Origin of the sequence: Flavobacterium cryophilum (assembly GCF_048286555.1) — a bacterium.
GTDB lineage: Bacteria > Bacteroidota > Bacteroidia > Flavobacteriales > Flavobacteriaceae > Flavobacterium.
Window position 1 is genome coordinate 201100 of record NZ_JBLVPZ010000005.1, and the last position, 19317, is coordinate 220416.

Sequence of the window (19317 nt, forward strand, 5' to 3'; positions counted from 1 at the left end):
TATGAAATCTATTATTTTAACGATAATTACCCTTTTTGGGTTTTCTTCCTATGGCCAAATCCAAAAAGGAAAAGTAGTGGATAGCGATGGAAATCCTGTTGAAAACGCCTACTTAGTGAATACAAGTTCTGAAAGTCACGCCCATACGAATGAATTTGGATTGTTTAGTTTGGATAAAACAGTTCTGGGAGATGTTATAAAGATAACGGCGCTGGGATACAAAAAGTCAAATTTCACTATTTTTTCTACCGATGACATAATTATTCTAGAAGATGATATTTTTAGATTAAATGAGATAGTAATCCAACCGAAACTGTCGGCAATGAATGTTATTTCTAAAATAGATTTGCAAACAACGCCAGTTAATTCGTCACAGGAAATTTTGCGAAAAGTACCCGGATTATTCATCGGGCAGCATGCCGGTGGAGGAAAAGCGGAACAAATATTCCTTAGAGGTTTTGATATTGATCATGGAACTGATATCGCCATTTCAGTAGATGGAATGCCTGTAAATATGGTTTCTCATGCTCACGGTCAGGGTTATGCCGATTTGCATTTTGTAATTCCGGAAACGGTAGAGAAAATAGATTTTGGTAAAGGAACGTATTATGCCAATAAGGGGGATTTTGCAACGGCAGGATACGTTGCTTTCCAAACTAAAGATAAAATTGAAAAAAGTACTATTGGTCTTGAAATCGGACAATTCAACACCCTGAGGACGGTAGGGCTTTTTAATCTTTTGGGCAACCAAAAAACGCAAAGTGCCTACCTTGCAACCGAATATATTGTAACAGATGGTCCCTTTAATTCGCCGCAGAATTTTAACCGCATTAATATACTGGGAAAATATTCAACTATTTTAGCTGACAACAGCAAATTTTCAATCTTAGCCTCTCGATTTTCCAGCAAATGGGATGCTTCAGGACAAATTCCGCAACGTCTAATTGACAATGGGACGATTACCAGATTTGGTTCTGTTGATGATACTGAAGGCGGAAATATTTCAAGAACGAACTTCAATGCGAGTTTGAGCAAACCCATAGATGAAAATACATTTTTGAAAGCAAATGCTTTTTATTCGAATTATCAATTTGAACTGTATTCTAATTTTACTTTCTTTTTGGAAGATCCTGTCAACGGGGACCAAATTAAACAGAAAGAGAACCGAAATATTTATGGAATGAATGCGGAGTTGAATAAGAAAATAAAATTAAATGATGTGGATGTTTTGGTACAATTTGGTGGAGGTTTTCGTGCTGATGCCACAAAAGATACAGAGCTTTCGCATACTTTAAATAGAAAAACGGTTTTAGAAAATATAAAGTTAGGGGATATTGATGAATCTAATTTGTTTTCGTATTTGAATTCAGAATTTAATTTTGGAAAATTAATGATTAATCCCGCCATTCGACTGGATTATTTCAAATTCAATTACCAAGATAAATTGATTGCGAATTACAAAACGCAATCCGAATCGAAAATTAAGTTTTCTCCAAAATTGAATTTCATTTATTCGCAAAATAACAATTTACAGTTTTTTATAAAATCTGGTATGGGATTTCATTCGAATGATGCCCGCGTTGTCGTTCAAAACGGTGGCAAACAAATTTTACCAACGGCTATTGGTGCGGATGTTGGTACCATCTGGAAACCATTTCCTAAATTAATTGTGAATTCATCCCTGTGGTATTTATTTTTAGAACAGGAATTCGTTTACGTGGGTGATGCCGGAATCATTGAGCCAAGCGGAAAATCAAAACGCATGGGAGTAGAGCTTGGATTGCGTTATCAATTGAACGATTGGTTGTATTTTGATGCTGATGCAAATTATACGTATGCCAGAAGTATTGATGAACCACAAGGTCAGGATTACATTCCACTAGCCCCGGATTTGACCACAACCGCTGGATTGAGTTTTCAAAAAGTGAATGGTTTTTCAGGAGGAATTCGGTCTCGATATTTAAAAAGTCGTCCCGCAAATGAAGATAATTCTATTGTGGCCAAAGGCTATTTTATCTCGGATGTAAATGTTAATTATCAATATAAAAATATCAATTTCGGACTAGCAGTCGAGAATATTTTTGATACGGAATGGAATGAAACCCAGTTCGCCACTGAATCTAGGTTGCAAAATGAACCAGAAAGTATAGAAGAGATTCATTTTACTCCGGGAACACCTTTTTTTATGAAAGGAAAAATTACTTATACTTTTTAATACCGCATAAAGATTTGTTGTTTATTTGTTTGGAAGTCTGGCATTTTCATAATGTCAGGCTTCTTTGTTTTTAACGTCTGTTTAACGAAAATAAATTTTAAGGAGTCCTATAATTGTTTATTTTTATAAAAAATTTTAAATATGAAAAATCTAGTATTTATTGCCACATTTGCTTTAATCTTATTTAGCTGCCAAAATCAGGCGCAACCTAAAAAATCTGAAAACAATATGAGTACTCCGACAATAATTAAAGAAACGATTTATCAGTTCAAAGTAGAAGATTTATCAGGAAAAAGTTTCGATTTTGCTTCTTTGAAAGGAAAAAAAATCATGATAGTAAATACAGCTTCAAAATGTGGATTGACACCGCAATACAAAGATCTGGAAGCTATATATAAAGAATACAAATACAAAGGATTGGTGATTGTAGGTTTCCCGGCTAATAATTTTGCTTCACAAGAACCGGGAACAAATGAAGAAATTGCTACTTTTTGTCAATTAAATTACGGAGTGACCTTTCCAATGATGGACAAAGTTTCTGTAAAAGGCGATGATATGGCTGCTATTTATCAGTTTTTGACTCAAAAATCAAAAAATGGATTACAAGATTCAGCTGTGGAATGGAATTTTCAAAAATACTTAATTAATGAAAAAGGAGAATTAGAAAAAGTAATTGCTCCAAGAACATTAGTAACAGATCCAGAAGTATTGAACTGGATCAAAGCATAATTAATACAGTTAATTCGATAATTTTTTCGAAATTAAATACATTAAATGAGATTTTCAGTCAAATGAGAATCTCATTTTTTTTGCGATTTGAATAAGTATATAATATATTCAAAAAATTTAACCATTAAGAAATTAAGTTACATTAAGAATCAGAGCTTAATTTTTCTTAATTTCTTAATGGTTTTTTTTTCTTTAAAACTTTTCGTTTTTGAAAATTTCTGCAACAGCTGCTTCATAATTCCGAATACTTTGCGCTTTTTTTATTTTTTTCAAAACCTTGTGCGGATTCGAGAACGTAGCCGAAAAATATTCCCATAAATGGTACATTTTCAATAAAATATGAGTTGATCCAGAAAGGGATTCACTATAAATAGCATACAAAGTATCGTGAAAATTACTGAATAACTCCAATTTGTTTGCAGGATATTCTGTGGTATTGTTTTTTATCATACCGGGTAAAAAAGGATCCGAAATTAATCCTCTACCAATCATCCAGTGATCAATGCATGGAAATCGTTGCTGCATTTCATGAAATTTAGCCACGGACGTAATGTCGCCGTTGTAATACAGTTTATGTTTTGTGTTGTCTACACAATGCTGGAACGCATCCAGATTTACGCCACCTTTATACAATTGCTTTCCAATGCGAGCATGAATCGCAATATTTTTTATAGGATAGGTATCTAAAATAGGCAAAACATCCAGAATTTCTTCACTATTTTCATAACCCAAACGCATCTTCATAGACACGACAATGTCAGATTCAGAGTGTGCTCTGTGAAGTATGTTGTTAATTTTTTCGGGATTAGCGATAAGACCAGAACCCATTCCAGATTTGGTCACCATAGGATAAGGACATCCTAAATTCCAGTTTAACTCTTTATAACCCAATTCCCGAACATACTTGGCCACAAATAAAAATTCATCGGCATCGTTGGTGATAACTTGTGGAATTACCTCTAAATCAAGATTGTTTTCAGGAAGCAGGTCTCGTTCATACGATGGTTTGATAACCATCTTTCCATTCAATCGAATGTAAGGCGAGTAAAACGTATCAATTCCTCCAAAAATTTTGTTTTGGGCATTTCTAAAACGAAAGTCAGTAAATCCTTGTAAAGGCGATGATAGTAAGGTATAGTCCATGAAATTTTTAGTTGTGCAAATATACTATAAAGTCTCAAGCCTTAAAAGCTTAAATTTTTTAAAGTCAAACATAGTAGAAAACGAATCAAATTGTGATATAAATTCAATTATTCTAAAATCAATTGCATAAAAACCGAACTCAGCCAGCGATCAAATTTATAACCAGATTCTTTAATAACGCCAACGGTTTCAAAACCATATTTTTTATGAAAAGCAATACTGCCTTTATTTTCGGAGTCAATAACGCCAATCATAGTATGGTATTTTTGTTTTTTTGCCAATTGGATAAGTTCCGCCAACAATAATTTACCAACCCCTTTTCCTAAAAACTCTTCGGCTACATAAACAGAATGTTCGACCGTAAAACGGTAGCCTATTTTATGACGAAAAGTTCCATAAGTAGCGTATCCAATCGTGCCATTTTCAGTTTCAGCAACAATTACAGGTAGATCATGGGCTAGTTTATCTTCAAACCACAATTTATGGGTTTCAAAATCTCGTGGCTCATAATCATAAATCGAAGTACTGTTCAATATTTGGTGATTGATGATTTCCAATATTGTATCTAAATCGGTAAAAACAGCCGGTCTTATTTTGATTTCCATAAAGAATATATTTTGCTTCAAATTTAAGAAAACTATTTAAGATTAGAGAAAAACCTTTACAACTTTGTATCTTTGTTTCTTTGAAACTAAAACAATGATTTACCCCAAAATACCTTTAGCACAAAGCATTATTGAAATTTGTCTGGCCAAAGGAATCACCACCATAATTATTTCTCCAGGTTCTAGAAATGCACCGCTAACAATAGGTTTTGTGAATAATCCTGCCTTTCAGTGTTACAGTATTGCCGATGAACGTGCAGCTGGTTTTTTTGCATTGGGAATTGCACAACAAACCAAACAACCAGTGGCTTTGGTGTGTACTTCCGGTTCTGCGTTATTGAATTATTATCCGGCTTTTGCAGAAGCATTTTACAGTCAGATTCCTTTAATAGTGATTTCAGCGGATCGACCGCAAAGCAAAATCGATATTGGTGACGGCCAAACGATTCGGCAAGAAAATGTGTTCGAAAACCATTCGGTATACAACGCTAATTTGCATGAGGATGTTTCGATCGAAAATGATTTAAAAATCAACGAAGCCATCAATACGGCTATCACTCAAAAAGGTCCTGTTCACATCAATGCGCCATTTGAAGAGCCGTTGTATGAAACCGTTTCGGAGCTATCCGTTACTGTAAATATTGTCGCTTCCGCAAATGTGACGCAGCCGATTTCCATCGAAGACATTTCTGAATTTGTAACGATTTGGAACAATTCCATAAAAAAAATGATTTTGGTTGGAGTGAATGAACCAAATGCCATTAACGAAAAAATGATTGAGGCTTTCGCCAAAGACAAGTCGGTTGTTGTGTTGACCGAAACAACTTCTAATTTGCATCATGATACTTTTATCAATACAATCGACACGATAATTACGCCTTTTACGAATGCCGATTTTGAAAATTTTAGGCCGGAAATTTTAGTCACTTTTGGCGGAATGGTCGTTTCAAAACGAATCAAAGCATTTTTAAGAAAATACAAACCCAAACACCATTGGCATATTGATTCTTTGCGAGCGTACGACACTTTTGGTGCTTTGACCAAACATTTCGAAGTAGATCCAAATGTGTTTTTTGATACTTTCTTGCCACTTACAAACGCAATAGAAAGCAATTATTTTCAGCAATTAGAAGCTGTGAAAGCGTTGCGAAAGCTAAAAAGTAATATTTATTTAGACAAAATTCCGTTTTCGGATTTTAAAGTTTTCGAAAAAGTGATTCAGTGTTTACCAAAAAACAGTCAATTACAAATCAGTAATAGTTCCGCAATTCGGTATGCGCAATTAATAGCTGTTGATCCTTCAATTGAAGTGTATTGCAATCGCGGAACCAGCGGAATCGATGGAAGTACTTCTACTGCTATTGGTGCTGCTGTCGCCAATCAAAAACAAACCGTTTTCATAACGGGAGACATTGGATTTTTGTATGACAGCAATGCGTTATGGAACAATTATACTCCAAAAAACTTCAAGATTATTCTAATCAATAACGGTGGCGGCGGAATTTTTAGAATTTTACCCGGACATGAAGAAACGCCTGTTTTTAATACATTTTTTGAAACTTCCCATTGTTTAACAGCAGAACATTTGGCAAAAATGTATGGATTTGAATATAGTATCGCCAGTGATGAAACTAGTTTAGCAACAAGTTTGGCCGTTCTGTATAGTCAAAATGAAAAACCAAGTATTTTGGAAATTTTCACACCAACCTTAAAAAATGACAGCATTTTACTGCAATATTTTAAAGAGTTGATTTAATTATTTTCGGTTCATTGATGTTTAGGATCTATACTTAATTTATAAATGGTTCTCATAAAAAAAGCGTTTGCTCAGGCAAACGCTTTTTTGTTTAATGTTATGTTGAACCATCAAGTAAGTAAGATTCATTAATAAAAACATAACTATGAAAATTACTTTAATGGTTAAAAATCTTCTTATTGTTTAACGAATTGGAATAGGGAAAACCGGTAAACTGGAATGTCCTAATGCATCAACGGCTTGAACAGCGAAGAAAAAGTTATCTTTAGAATACGGAATTTCAGCTTTAGTATCTTTTACAAAAATTGTTTTTTCCCAATGTTGCGATGCCGTTTCTCTGATCACAATGTTATAGCCGTATACCGATTTTCCTTCAGGAGCAGTCCAAACTAAAGTAGAAAAATTAGTCAGGTCCTTTACTTCAATTCCCACGTTTGTTGGTGCTTTTGGAGCCCAAGCCAAATTGCTGAACGTAGCCAAGTTAGAACACGTTACTTTCTTCATGTATTCAAAGTCCATAAATTCAGCAAGATCACCGTACTGGATGTTATTTTCTTTTCTCACGTTTTGATGTTGGTGATCGTAGTTTTCATTCATTTCACAAAAACGAATGGCGGTAAACCCATTTTGACTAAAAGGAGTATGGTCGCCACCACGCAAGAAACGGTCGTTGCGATACACCAAATTAATGTCCAGTTGCTCTACATATTGGTTAGTAACCGTTTTGATATATCGGGCTAATTGCCTGGATGGACTGTCATTATCACGATTGGTCGATTTACGCATTTTTGATTCGGCTTCCGTTTCTAAAAATGGAATTGTTTCACTGAAAACACGAACTTTAGTGTTGTCTCTTAGTAAAGTACCGCTGGATAAGCTGTTTCCAATCATATCATTATTGATCATGGCAATAACATTCCATTTTCCGTCTTTGGCAACATCGGCTAAATGTTTGGCTCCGTACAATCCTTGCTCTTCACCAACTACAGCTACAAAAATCAGTGTAAAAGGGAATTCTCTCTGGCTCATTATTCGGGCAAGTTCCATCATCGCGGCTACTCCTGAAGCATCATCATTAGCACCTGGCGCATCTGATTTAGAATCCATAACATCGGAAGCACGGGAATCTAAATGGCCGCTTATAATTAATACACGATCATCTGTAGGATCGGTTCCTTTTAAAGTTGCCATCACATTGCCCAACTGGCTGTCAGTAGCGATGCGTCTTCCATCGGCTTTTATGGTGAAAAAATCAATTACAGAAGTTAGTCTTCCGCCTGATGCCAAAGAATATTTATCAAATTCTGATTTTACCCAGCGTTGCGCCGCTCCAATGCCGCGTGTGTTACTTTTAGTGTCGCTTAAGGTATGTCGGGTTCCAAAAGACACGAGTTTGCGAACTGTAGCTTCCATGTTTTCCGATTTTACCTCGGCTACCATTTTTTTTATTTCTGGGTCGTCGACTGTGGTTTGTGCGTAATTGGTGTGGGAAATGAATAGTAGTAGGAATAAAGAGAAAATTAAGGCTGGTTTCATTAATAGGATTTTTTAGTTTTTTCAAAGTTAGTAAAAAAGAAAAGGAAATTGTGGGGAAATTGGATTTTAGGATTTGTTTATTCTTGTGTAAGTCTAGATTTTAAAGGATTAGTTATTTTGAAAAAAACGCTATTTATTTAAATACTTAGCAATAGAACTATGTAAAATATGCTTAGATTTCCTTAATTGCTTTTCGATTTTATCTTCATTCATAATTTTTGAAGCTCTTTTTAAATAAGAAAAATAATTGCTCTGTTTCTTAGGACTTGTCCGACCTTCTTCAAAGTTAAATTCTCCCTTATGATTAGGTACTAATATTTTTCTTGAACGAATTAACTGTGAGTTTTCATTATCACTATCTTTTTTCTTCGGAATAGTTTTGAATAATTTTTTTATTTGATTGATATAGATTGCTTTTTGTTGAAAAGGATCTTTTTGAATTCCTAATATTGCTCTTCTAGATCTTCTACGTATTATGCTTTTAATTCTTCTATAAAACTTAGCAATATTAGTAGACTTTATTAAAGTATTGTATCCTCTAAATTCAAATCCTAAGTATGTTAATGGGCTTTGTAATGTTTCTGTACCATCAGAATTTATTTTTATAGATGTTAATCTTATTTCTTTAGCTTTATTAAATTCAATATTTTTAAAAATGAAAGTTTCTGTTTTTTCTATACTAATTTCTACTATATTTTCTTTCATTTGTAATTCTACAAATTCTTTTACTTCATTTATTTGTTCAACTTTACAAACTACAATGATATCATCGGAATACCTACGGTAATAACAATTTTTATTATTTACTAAGTTTTCAAGAATGCTTAAATCGAAATAGTAGAGATACATATTTGCCAAAATTGCACTAATGGGTAATCCTTGAGGAATACCCATTATTTCTTTTGTTTCTTTATTTCTAAATGGAAATTTATGTATTTTTAGTTTTCCTGACTTTATATGATTTCTAAAATCTTGGTTTGATTCAAAAAAACATTTAAAACCTTTTGTTTTTCTGATAAGAGACAATTTTTTTTCGTCAAATCCTGCTTTTTTTCCTTTATTTTTTTGATAAATTCTTAAATCATCTAATAGTACGTAACTAAATTTAGTACATGCTTTAAAGACATTAAGATGATGTTTTGGCAGTTCTTCAACATCAATAATAGTTTCCCAAATAAGTTTTAGCCTTTTATGATCAAGTGATGGAAAAAAACTTTTAATATCAAATGCTAAAGCAGCGATATTTTCCTTTTTTGACCTTTCAGTAATCGTATCAAAAATTTCTTTTGCAAAATGAATTGTGCTTTTTCCATTTCCTTTTGCATCATCAGGCAAATTTGGATTGATTTTTAGTTTTCTGTAAGCTGTAACACATTCTGAAAGTCCAAAGTAGGAGCCTAATTTTTCTTCATATTTTTTTTGAAGTAGTGAAGCATAATATGCGTAAATCAGGGCGTCGAAATGAGAGGCGTAGTGTAAAGGTCTGTTTTTTGCAGCACTTTCTGTTTTTCCTGTTTTTATGCTTTTTAATTTATGAGAACGAATTTTATCGTTCTTTTTCTCAAACTTTTTGGTGTCAATTTTTTTGTATTTTCTTTCTTTTATTATGGAATGAATAAGTGGATAAAATGCATATTTTTCGATGAACTTTGGGTTTTCAATTTTAGATTTGATTTCACGCCAACTACCGATAACGTTTATATTTGGTGTAAGATGTAAGTACCCTTTTGCTTTTATCCAAATCGGAATTGTGGTTTCTTTATTTGTAGAATTCATAATAAAAAATGCCTTGTGGTGTTTTGCTCTAGCAATAGTGATTTCGTTTTTACATACTTCTCTTGCGAGTCGGACCAGTACCCAATTAATGAGTCATTGTGTTTTTTGTAAATAGAAGACAAATGATAAACATCTCAGCAACAGTATTGCTCTCAATAGAATTATTCGTATCTTGCGTGGAATTCTCCCAATTGCTGGTAAAGGCAACTGAATTGATAAATCCACTTCCTAAATAAAATAAATTTCATTTAGTAATTTCAAAAGTCATAAAAACTTTAGAAATTTATAGTCCTATCCAAATGTAAATTTCAGCTTATCTCACAAGGCTTTCAAATGTAAGTATTTTTTTATTATATTGGCTAAAAAAAAATAGTTTATGGAAAGTTTTGCACTTGGAGAAATAGTCACATTAAAAAATCATCCTTATTATTCTACAAATAATAAAATACTTATTACAGCAGATGCAACGATGACTCCACCATTAATGGTCGTTACAGAAGTGTATAATGATTATAAAAAAACACTTGATTTTGATGAAAAATCGGGTGTTCAGGAATCAAATACAAGTAAAATAAAATGCGTTTTTTATTCTAATAAAACACATAAGTACGAAAGTAATTGGTTTTTAATAGATCAAATTAAAAAGATAAATGACACAAACAGTAATGAGGAAGAGCAAAGTTTGTCTTTAGAAAACATTATTTTATTAAATAAAGAAAGTGATATAAATGGACTTATTAGTAAAAATGTTATTCTAAAATCTTGGGAGATTGAATTAGGAAAAAAAAAATCTAGTTTTAGTTATGACAGTTATTCAGATAAGAGTAATAATAAAATTACTGCATGTTTGAGTTTTTTGCCGCCAGTTATGGTTATTATTGGTTATCAAAGAGTTAATGAACTAAAGGAATCTAATTTTGATAAGAAAACTGGAGCTAAAAAAAGAGTATTTGCTAAAATTTTACTTAAATGCAGATGGTTTAATCCTTTGACACATGCCTTTTCAGAAGAGTTTTTTACACCCGAATCTTTAGATTTAGTTATAGATGATGATTTAGAATTAATTGATGAAATTCAACTTTTTATAAAAGAGAATAAATTCATAAGATTTAACAATCCTAAGTTGACAACATATAATAATGGAAATACAATTGGACAACCGCTTAAAATTAGTTTCAATCATTGTTATTATCAGTTAGAATATTATGATTTTTTGACAAACAAGAATGAAACTTTAAAGTTATTGGATTTTAAATCTGAAAAAGTAAAACCTCTAGACTTATATTCTGAAGATTACGCTCCTTATTATGGTAATTTGGAGTCAGCAAAAAAAGTAAAACAGTTTCTTAAGGAAGAAATTGAAACTCAAAAAAAATCAAATAAAATATTCAGAATAAAATACAAGTCAAAAAAAGGTATTTTATCTACAAGAACAATTTCTGAATGTGAGTTTCTTGATCATCGATTAATTGATGAAAATTCAGATTCTAAAAAAAATAAATATATCAAAGCTAAATGCTTTAAGAGAGAGGGGAAAGAAAGACATTTCAGATTTAAAGGGATTGAAAGGATTGAAATTTTGAACTTTGATTATGCTAAATTAAATAAACAAAACGTCCTAATCTAGCCGCGATGGGAGCAAGTATCCTTTCCAGTCCTGAACTTGTTGCAGGATCCTGAAACAAGTTCAGGACTGGAAAGATACTGCGTACAGCGGGACAACTCGTGACGAACGAACGGAAAGTTATGCTCCAAAAAAAGAAAATAATGGTCTGATTTGGGCTTTATATTTTTGTGGACGGTTTCTTAATTTACTATTTTCAAACTTCGTACATTTGCGCTTTAGAAATTGAAAGAAAATGATTGAAATAGGAAAATACAATACGCTTACCATTTTACGCGACACCAAAGTGGGTTTGTTTCTGGGAAATCCAGCAGAAGATCCTGAAGGAATTCATGATATTCTGCTGCCTAACAAATACGTACCAAACGAATTTGAAATAGGCGAGGAGTTAATTGTTTTTGTATATTTAGACCACGAGGAAAGACCCGTTTCCACGACATTAGAGCCGTATATATTATTGAATGAATTTGCGCTTTTACGTGTGAATTATACCAATCAGATTGGTGCTTTTATGGATTGGGGAATGGAAAAAGATATTTTGGTTCCGTTTAAAGAGCAGGCGCGTCCTATGGAAAAAGGGAAACGCTACCTGGTGTACCTTTATATGGACGAGAAAACCAATCGTTTAGTCGCTTCCAGTAAATTAAATCAATTTTTAAAAAATGACCACCTTACGGTTGAAAAGGGTGAAGAGGTAGATTTAATTGTTTCTCATATCACTGAATTAGGAATTAACGTAATCATAAACGAGCAGTACAAAGGTTTGATGTACAAAGATGAAGTTTATGATGACGCGATTCGAACGGGAGACCGCATGCGAGGATACATTAAAACGATTCGTCCTGATAATAAAATTGACGTGGCATTGCAGGTGCAGGGATATCAAAGTATCGAACCGAATGCAGAAAAAATTCTCGACGAATTAAGGGCTAGTAGGGGTTTCTTGCGTTTGACTGATAATTCACATCCGGAAGATATTAAAACGGTTTTGAAAATGAGTAAAAAAACCTTTAAGAAAGCCATTGGCGCTCTGTACCGAGAGAAATTAATTGAAATCAAGGAAGACGGAATTTACTTGGTTAAGGAATAAAAAAAAAGAAAGACTAATCGAAAACGGTTAGTCTTTCTCTTTTTAATGCTGTTCTAGAGTATTAAATTCTAGCAGCACTAATTTGATTTTACTTTTAAAGTATATTTATCTACCTAACAGGAACAATAGTATGCTCTATACTATTTTAAAATTATTAACTTAAGCGTAAATTACTTTAAAGAATAATTTGTCTTTAAATGTACAATCACTTGCTTACAAGTTAAGAAATAATGTAACGATAAGGCCGTTGGTTTTCTATATATTGGAAGATAATTTTCTAAAACAATTTTTTATTAATGCCTCACTTCCGCAAGAACAAGGAAAATAAATCTTTAGTTTAACCGTAGGTGTTATTTTATTTTTTTTTGCTGGGGCAAATATTGGTAACATTTGCTCCTTTATCGGGGGCTTTAAAAATATTTTTATAAGTTATTACCGTAGAAAAAGGAGCGACAATAATTTTAATTGCATTCAATACATTCTTTTTTTAAGTTAATAAATCAGTTAAGAATCCATAATCAAAGATGATAGATATTTTGTATCCCTCTGATTAGCTTGAACTAAAATTAAAAATTATTTAAATTGTATACTGTTAAAATACAATTTTTCAACTGTTTTTTAACTTTTTAAAGCCTTTAATCAGAGAAAGATTACCATAAGCTTGTCTAAATAGAATAGATAAACTGTAAAAAATGATTTATTTTTACACTAAAATAATTTAAATCAATTGTAATGGATTGGATTACTGCCAAAGAATACGAAGATATCACTTATAAGAAATGCAATGGCGTTGCCAGAATTGCTTTCAACAGGCCGGATGTACGCAATGCGTTCCGTCCAAAAACAACTGCCGAATTGTATAATGCATTTTATGATGCGCAGGAAGATACCTCTATTGGTGTGGTTTTACTTTCCGCCGAAGGGCCGTCGTCTAAAGATGGTGTGTATTCTTTTTGTAGCGGCGGCGATCAAAACGCTCGTGGACATCAAGGATATGTAGGCGATGACGGACAGCACCGTTTGAACATCTTGGAAGTGCAGCGTTTAATCCGATTTATGCCAAAAGTAGTTATTGCTGTAGTTCCCGGTTGGGCTGTAGGTGGCGGACATAGTTTGCATGTGGTTTGCGACTTGACTTTAGCAAGTAAAGAGCACGCTATTTTTAAACAAACTGATGCCGATGTAACCAGTTTTGACGGTGGATACGGTTCAGCGTATTTAGCTAAAATGGTCGGACAGAAAAAAGCACGCGAAATTTTCTTTTTGGGACGCAATTATTCGGCTCAAGATGCTATGGATATGGGAATGGTCAATGCGGTAATTCCGCATGCTGAATTAGAAGATACGGCTTATGAATGGGCACAGGAAATTTTACAAAAATCTCCGATGGCTATTAAAATGCTAAAATTCGCCATGAATCTTACTGATGATGGAATGGTGGGACAACAGGTTTTTGCAGGTGAAGCCACAAGGCTTGCGTATATGACCGAAGAAGCTAAAGAAGGCAGAAACGCATTCCTGGAGAAAAGAAAACCGAATTTTGAGAAAAAGTGGTTGCCGTAATGGAGTAATCAGTGTTCAGTTTTTAGTGTTCAGTCTCAAACAGGGAAAAAAGTTTGATATTTTAAGTTTAAAGTTGTTTTGAAAAGGAACTTTAAACTTACCCTAAAATAAATTTTATAAATGGAAAATTTCACAAACGAAACGATTGATACCAGCCAACTTCCAAAATTTGAGGAAGTCACATTCACGAATTTGCATCCCAAATACATTACAGTAGTTTTGATCAGTTTAGTTAGAATTATTGTAATAGTAGTTCTAGTCCCTATACTACTTTCCATGTTTAAACCCGAATTGTTTTCGGGAAGAGTCTGGCTGATTTTGGGGGTTTTAATTCCTGTATTTTCGATTTTGTTAGTTGTGTTTTCTATTATTGGATTCAAGAAAAAAGGATTTGCATTCCGGGAACATGATGTGCTTTTCAAACACGGAATTATTGCTACAAACACTATCGTAATTCCTTATAACAGAGTGCAACATGTGGCGTTGCATGAAGGATTAATTTCACGTTATTTTGGTCTGGCCAAAATAGAAATTTTTACTGCCGGCGGAAGTTCCAGTGATATTGAAATTCCCGGAATCGAGAAAGAACAAGCCGAAAATATCAAACAATTGTTGATGGGTAAAATACAAAAGCAATTGTAATGGGAGCCGATTTTAGTCAGCCACAGCGGCAATCTTCAATAGGAATTTTGGTGATGTTTTTTTATACGCTTCAGCAGTATGCCAGAGCGTTGTGGCCTATGATTGTGATTTGGATTTTCAAGTTTGAAGAGATTAATAAATTGTATCTTACCCTTGGGACGATTGCCGTCTTTATAAGTATTGGAGTCGTTTCCTATTTAAAATATCTGAATTTTACTTTCTTTTTGGATTCTGAAAACGAGGAATTTATAATTACAGATGGCGTTTTCAATAAAACCAAAACTGCAATTCAGTTACGTAAAATTCAACAAGTAAATATCAATCAGTCTTTTATTCAAAAGTTAATTGGAGTTTATGAACTGGATGTAGATACAGCTGGAAGCAATAAAAAAGAGGGAGCCATAAAAGCAATTTCACATGAATTAGCTTTGGAGTTGAAATTTCGTTTGTTGGAAAATGAAGAAAAAAAGAGTGAATTTGGAACCGAAAAAACTTCATTAGAGGAAACCGGACAAAACCTAGTTGAAGCGGCACGTCCTTTTATCAAAATCAGCTTTGTGAGTTTGTTAAAAGTTGGCGTTACGTCTAATTATGGAAGAAGTATCGCTTTATTGGTGATTTTCTTTAGTACGATTTACGAAAATTTTCAAAATTTTGGAGACGAAAGCTATGCTTACAAGGAGAAAGTAGGGTCCTACATAGATAAAAATTTAGTATTGCAAACTATTTTAATATCGATCGCGTTTTTGTTTGGGATTGTTCTAGTTATTAATGTAATCCGAATAGTTTTTAAATATTATGATTATCAAATAACCCGACAAAAAGGGTCTTTGCTATTGTCTTTTGGGTTGTTAAATACGAAAAGCACCATCATTAAACCTGAAAAAGTTCAAATTACGACGGTTACCAGAAATTATTTCCAAAAGAAAATGGGAATTCTGGAATTAAAAATTAAACAAGCAACCGGCGGAGAAGAGGACGAACGAAAATCAGTAATAGAAATTCCGGGATGCAGTGAGACCGAGAGAGATTCGATATTGAAACTATTGTTTCATAAAATTCCAGAAAAAGGATTAATGCTTCAACCTAATTTTCGTAAACTTGTTTTTTCTGTTTTTCTTTCAATAGGATTACCTTTGTTGGGATTTTTGGGGATTGGTCATTGGCTTGAACCTGTATTTTTCGAATACAGTTATGTAGTGCCGATTTACGTGGGTATTGTTGGATTAATCCAATATTTTAAATTTATAAATAACCGACTATTTATCCACGATAATTTTATAATAAAGCAAAGTGGGGCTTGGGATGTGAGTAATGATATTATTGAACCCAGTAAAATACAAGCGATTACAACGTCACAGCTTTTTTGGCATAAAAAGGTGAACATAGGTTCGATAACATTGCATACCGCGGGAGGAAATATAGCTTTTCAGTTAGGGAATTATTCAATACTAAAACAACAAGTCAACCTTTGGTTGTACGAAATAGAAACTTCCGATAGCAATTGGATGTAGTTCAAAGAGGTTATTTGAGTATTTGTTTAATCGTTTAACCGAATTATCAAATAAGCATTGAACCAAATAAATAGTTAAAATTTTTAAATAAAAAAACATGAAACATTGGATTGAAGCCGCGCGATTACGTACATTACCCTTATCGGTTTCTGGAATAATAGTGGGAAGCATGTATGCTTTAGCGCACCCAACAGACACTATATTAACGCCAACAGAAGTCTTTAACTGGCGATTGTTTGGTTTTGCAATATTGACAACATTAGGATTGCAAATACTTTCTAATTTTGCTAATGATTACGGCGACGGCTTGAAAGGAACGGACAATGCGGATCGAGTAGGTCCAAAACGTGCTATACAAAGCGGTTTAATTACTCCGCAAGCTATGAAACGCGCCATTATAATCACATCTGCATTGACATTGCTGTCTGCGATGTTGTTGATTTATTATGCCTTTACCGACACTAATTTATGGTATTCCTTGTTTTATTTAGTGTTGGGAATTCTCTCAATTGTGTCTGCGATACGTTATACGGTGGGGAATACCGCTTATGGCTACCGTGGATTTGGGGATGTATTTGTCTTTGTGTTTTTTGGTTTGGTAAGTACTTTAGGAGTGAATTTTTTGTATTCCAAACAATTGGATTTCGAATTGGTTTTACCGGCTATTGCTATTGGTTTACTAAGCGTTGGTGTTTTGAATTTGAATAATATGAGAGACGAAGCTTCAGATAGAAAATCTAATAAAAATACAATTGTCGTAAAAATTGGCGGAGCTAAAGCAAAAATATATCATTATACTTTGATTATATCGGCAATGGTTTTGGTGTTGATTTTTGCAATTATAGACGATTTTCACTTTGATCAATACTTATTTTTATTGGCGTATATTCCTTTAAGTAAGCATTTAGTTACTGTCTATAAAAACAAGAACCCTAAGGAATTAGATCCTGAATTAAAAAAACTAGCACTCAGTACTTTTGCACTTTCTGTGTTGCTGGCATTGTGCATGATTTTCTTCTTTTCGGATTTGATCGTTAATAATTATTAAACCCAAACTAGTCTAATTTAAAATTCGATTCAAATGAAAATAACATTTTACGGTCACGCGTCAATAGGGATAGAAATTGGAGGCAAACACATATTAGTAGATCCTTATATTTCGGCTAATCCAAAGGCTGCGCATATTGACATTGCTACTTTAAAAGCGGATTATATTTTAGTTACTCATGCGCACGGAGATCATATTTTGGATGTCGAGGCAATTGCCAAAAGAACCAAAGCGGTAATTGTTTCCAATGCTGAAATTGCAGGTTATTATGGCGCAAAAGGGTTTCAATCGCATCCCATGAATCACGGCGGAAGCTGGAATTTCGATTTTGGAAAACTGAAATACGTAAATTCCATTCATTCCAGTTCTTTTCCTGACGGCAGTTACGGAGGAAATCCGGGCGGTTTTGTCATTGAAGGGGAACATAAAAACATCTATATTTCTGGGGATACGGCGCTGACAATGGATATGAAACTTATTCCTATGCGCACCAAACTCGACTTAGCAATTTTGCCAATAGGGGATAATTTTACCATGGATGTCGAGGATGCTATCCTAGCTTCTGATTTCTTGGATTGCGATAAAATTTTAGGCTATCATTACGACACTTTTGGTTACATCGAAATCGATCATGAAGAATCCATTCGCAAATTCTTTGATAAAGGAAAAGATTTAATGCTACTGAAAATAGGGGATTTTATCGAATTATAATTTTATTTGGAGCTAATCCAGCTATTCGTTGCAAATGAAATTCACTGAACTTCTATAAAAATGAAGGATTTTCACTGCTATCTGGGCTAAAAAAACGTTAATCAAGAAAATGAACATTCAAAAAATAGTTTTAATAGTATTGACAATTATTTCATTTCAATCTGTTTTCTCTCAAAAAGACGGGTATTGGGATAAAGCGCGCGCTACAACTGAAGAAATTTCAGTTTCCGCCAGAGACAGAATCATTATAAAAACCCAAGATTTTCCTGAAGGAACAACTGAAGTCGTCTATAGAATAACGCTTTTAGATAAAAATCAGCAAATGGCGGGTAGTTTGGTTTCGGTTTTAAAAGCCATTCCGGACCCAACGGGAATCAGTCAAGGTTCAGCAGGAGCGGTTTTTATCCTATCTAAAATCTCTGGAGATGACAAATGCAATTATGCAGTTTTTTCTAGCGCCGACTTAGCTACAAAATATAAAGAAAATGGCAAAACGGATGACGCGTGTTTGGTACAAGATACTCCGGTTAGTAAAGATGCCAAGCGACTTTCAGAGAAATCACCTTGTATGCAATCATTTATGGGGAATTTATGGTTTGGTTTCGAAAGCAAAAACTGGATCATGAATCAAAAAATTATTCTCGAAGTGGTGCCGTGGGTCGATAACAAACTGAGCCGTGGCTGGACGCTTGAAAACAGAAAAGCAATCATCGATCATTGCAAGACCTCTAATTTGGCCCAAAAAATGACTAATTCAGATGATTTTTGTGTTTGTATTCTTGATAAAATTCAATCCAAGTACAAACATAAGGAATTCCAGAAATTATTAGCTGTAGAGCGTGCCAAAGCGTTCAAAGATTTTGGCACTAGTTGTTTTGGTGAAAGCAGTCTTTCTAAAAGTGTTTATAATGATTTGCGTATGCAAGCCACTGTACTGACAAAACAAGGAAAGCAAGGCGAAGCGATCCAGAAACTTACAACGATAATCAATGACGGAAAAGGAACCGCTTTAGATTACAATGCGATAGGAAATAGTTATCTTTTGACAAAGCAATACGGAAAAGCGATTAAATTTTTGAAAGAAGGTGAGAAGCTAGACCGTACAGAGTTATTGATACAACTCAATTTAGCGCATGCCTATTTATTGAATGATAATTATGCGGATGCAAAAGCGATTTATAAAGAGTATCAGTCGCAAAATGTAACGGATAGTTTGAGTTGGACTCAAAAAGTAAAACAAGATTTCGCTGCCTTCAAGAAAGCGGGAATAACTTCCAATGATTTTGATAGAGTTTTGAAGTTGATTGATAGATAATTTAAGTTGGGAAGAAGGCTAAAGCCTTTTTGTAAAACTCTAAAATTAAA

At 33.6% G+C, this 19317-nt stretch carries 15 protein-coding genes; 11 read left to right on the forward strand and 4 right to left on the reverse strand.

The genetic code is table 11. The features are described 5' to 3' along the window. Nucleotide 1 precedes the first annotated feature (1 nt). The gene (locus tag ACNQGJ_RS09740) at nucleotides 2-2215 is read left to right on the forward strand and encodes a TonB-dependent receptor (RefSeq protein WP_417972397.1); all 2214 of its coding nucleotides are present in this window, start codon (nucleotides 2-4) and stop codon (nucleotides 2213-2215) included. 141 nt (nucleotides 2216-2356) lie between these two features. Continuing rightward, on the forward strand, nucleotides 2357-2944 hold the full coding sequence (locus tag ACNQGJ_RS09745; RefSeq protein WP_417972396.1) for a glutathione peroxidase: 588 nt from the start codon (nucleotides 2357-2359) through the stop codon (nucleotides 2942-2944). Nucleotides 2945-3136: 192 nt separating this feature from the next. Here ACNQGJ_RS09745 and ACNQGJ_RS09750 read toward each other — a convergent pair whose 3' ends face one another. Next, nucleotides 3137-4087 (reverse strand): tRNA dihydrouridine synthase, encoded by a 951-nt coding sequence (locus ACNQGJ_RS09750; protein WP_417972395.1) that lies wholly within the window; start codon nucleotides 4085-4087, stop codon nucleotides 3137-3139. Nucleotides 4088-4194: 107 nt separating this feature from the next. Further along, nucleotides 4195-4692: a GNAT family N-acetyltransferase gene (locus ACNQGJ_RS09755; protein WP_417972394.1), complete on the reverse strand. Its 498-nt coding sequence runs from the start codon at nucleotides 4690-4692 to the stop codon at nucleotides 4195-4197. A gap of 94 nt (nucleotides 4693-4786) precedes the next feature. On the opposite strand from ACNQGJ_RS09755, the gene menD reads away from it, so the two are divergent. Beyond that, nucleotides 4787-6448 (forward strand): 2-succinyl-5-enolpyruvyl-6-hydroxy-3-cyclohexene-1-carboxylic-acid synthase, encoded by a 1662-nt coding sequence (gene menD / locus ACNQGJ_RS09760; RefSeq protein WP_417972393.1) that lies wholly within the window; start codon nucleotides 4787-4789, stop codon nucleotides 6446-6448. Between the two features lie 183 nt (nucleotides 6449-6631). Here the strand turns inward: menD and ACNQGJ_RS09765 are convergent, their stop codons facing one another. Both ACNQGJ_RS09765 and ACNQGJ_RS09770 read right to left on the reverse strand, forming a co-directional pair. Then, complete coding sequence (locus ACNQGJ_RS09765; protein WP_417972392.1) at nucleotides 6632-7984, reverse strand: M28 family metallopeptidase; 1353 nt, start codon at nucleotides 7982-7984, stop codon at nucleotides 6632-6634. Nucleotides 7985-8113: 129 nt separating this feature from the next. Beyond that, nucleotides 8114-9760, reverse strand: a complete 1647-nt coding sequence (locus ACNQGJ_RS09770) for a reverse transcriptase domain-containing protein (protein ID WP_417972391.1) — start codon at nucleotides 9758-9760, stop codon at nucleotides 8114-8116. A 376-nt stretch (nucleotides 9761-10136) separates the two neighbouring features. Between ACNQGJ_RS09770 and ACNQGJ_RS09775 the strand changes: the two genes are divergently transcribed. The 8 genes from ACNQGJ_RS09775 (at nucleotide 10137) to ACNQGJ_RS09810 (ending at nucleotide 19267) form a co-directional block, all read left to right on the forward strand. Continuing rightward, nucleotides 10137-11387, forward strand: coding sequence for a hypothetical protein (locus ACNQGJ_RS09775; RefSeq protein WP_417972390.1), 1251 nt, complete (start codon nucleotides 10137-10139; stop codon nucleotides 11385-11387). A gap of 232 nt (nucleotides 11388-11619) precedes the next feature. Further along, nucleotides 11620-12474 carry a CvfB family protein gene (locus ACNQGJ_RS09780; RefSeq protein WP_417972389.1) on the forward strand — a complete coding sequence of 285 codons (855 nt, stop codon included), beginning with the start codon at nucleotides 11620-11622 and terminating at the stop codon, nucleotides 12472-12474. A 732-nt stretch (nucleotides 12475-13206) separates the two neighbouring features. Continuing rightward, nucleotides 13207-14037 (forward strand): 1,4-dihydroxy-2-naphthoyl-CoA synthase, encoded by an 831-nt coding sequence (locus ACNQGJ_RS09785; RefSeq protein WP_091170323.1) that lies wholly within the window; start codon nucleotides 13207-13209, stop codon nucleotides 14035-14037. A gap of 120 nt (nucleotides 14038-14157) precedes the next feature. Further along, the gene (locus ACNQGJ_RS09790) at nucleotides 14158-14679 is read left to right on the forward strand and encodes a PH domain-containing protein (protein WP_417972388.1); all 522 of its coding nucleotides are present in this window, start codon (nucleotides 14158-14160) and stop codon (nucleotides 14677-14679) included. Further along, nucleotides 14679-16193 carry a PH domain-containing protein gene (locus tag ACNQGJ_RS09795; RefSeq protein ID WP_417972387.1) on the forward strand — a complete coding sequence of 505 codons (1515 nt, stop codon included), beginning with the start codon at nucleotides 14679-14681 and terminating at the stop codon, nucleotides 16191-16193. The genes ACNQGJ_RS09790 and ACNQGJ_RS09795 overlap by 1 nt, the downstream gene beginning before the upstream one ends. A gap of 97 nt (nucleotides 16194-16290) precedes the next feature. Continuing rightward, nucleotides 16291-17241 carry a 1,4-dihydroxy-2-naphthoate octaprenyltransferase gene (gene menA / locus ACNQGJ_RS09800; protein ID WP_417972386.1) on the forward strand — a complete coding sequence of 317 codons (951 nt, stop codon included), beginning with the start codon at nucleotides 16291-16293 and terminating at the stop codon, nucleotides 17239-17241. Between the two features lie 33 nt (nucleotides 17242-17274). After that, nucleotides 17275-17952: a metal-dependent hydrolase gene (locus ACNQGJ_RS09805; RefSeq protein WP_417972385.1), complete on the forward strand. Its 678-nt coding sequence runs from the start codon at nucleotides 17275-17277 to the stop codon at nucleotides 17950-17952. A gap of 109 nt (nucleotides 17953-18061) precedes the next feature. Beyond that, on the forward strand, nucleotides 18062-19267 hold the full coding sequence (locus ACNQGJ_RS09810) for a tetratricopeptide repeat protein (protein WP_417972384.1): 1206 nt from the start codon (nucleotides 18062-18064) through the stop codon (nucleotides 19265-19267). Nucleotides 19268-19317: the final 50 nt, after the last annotated feature.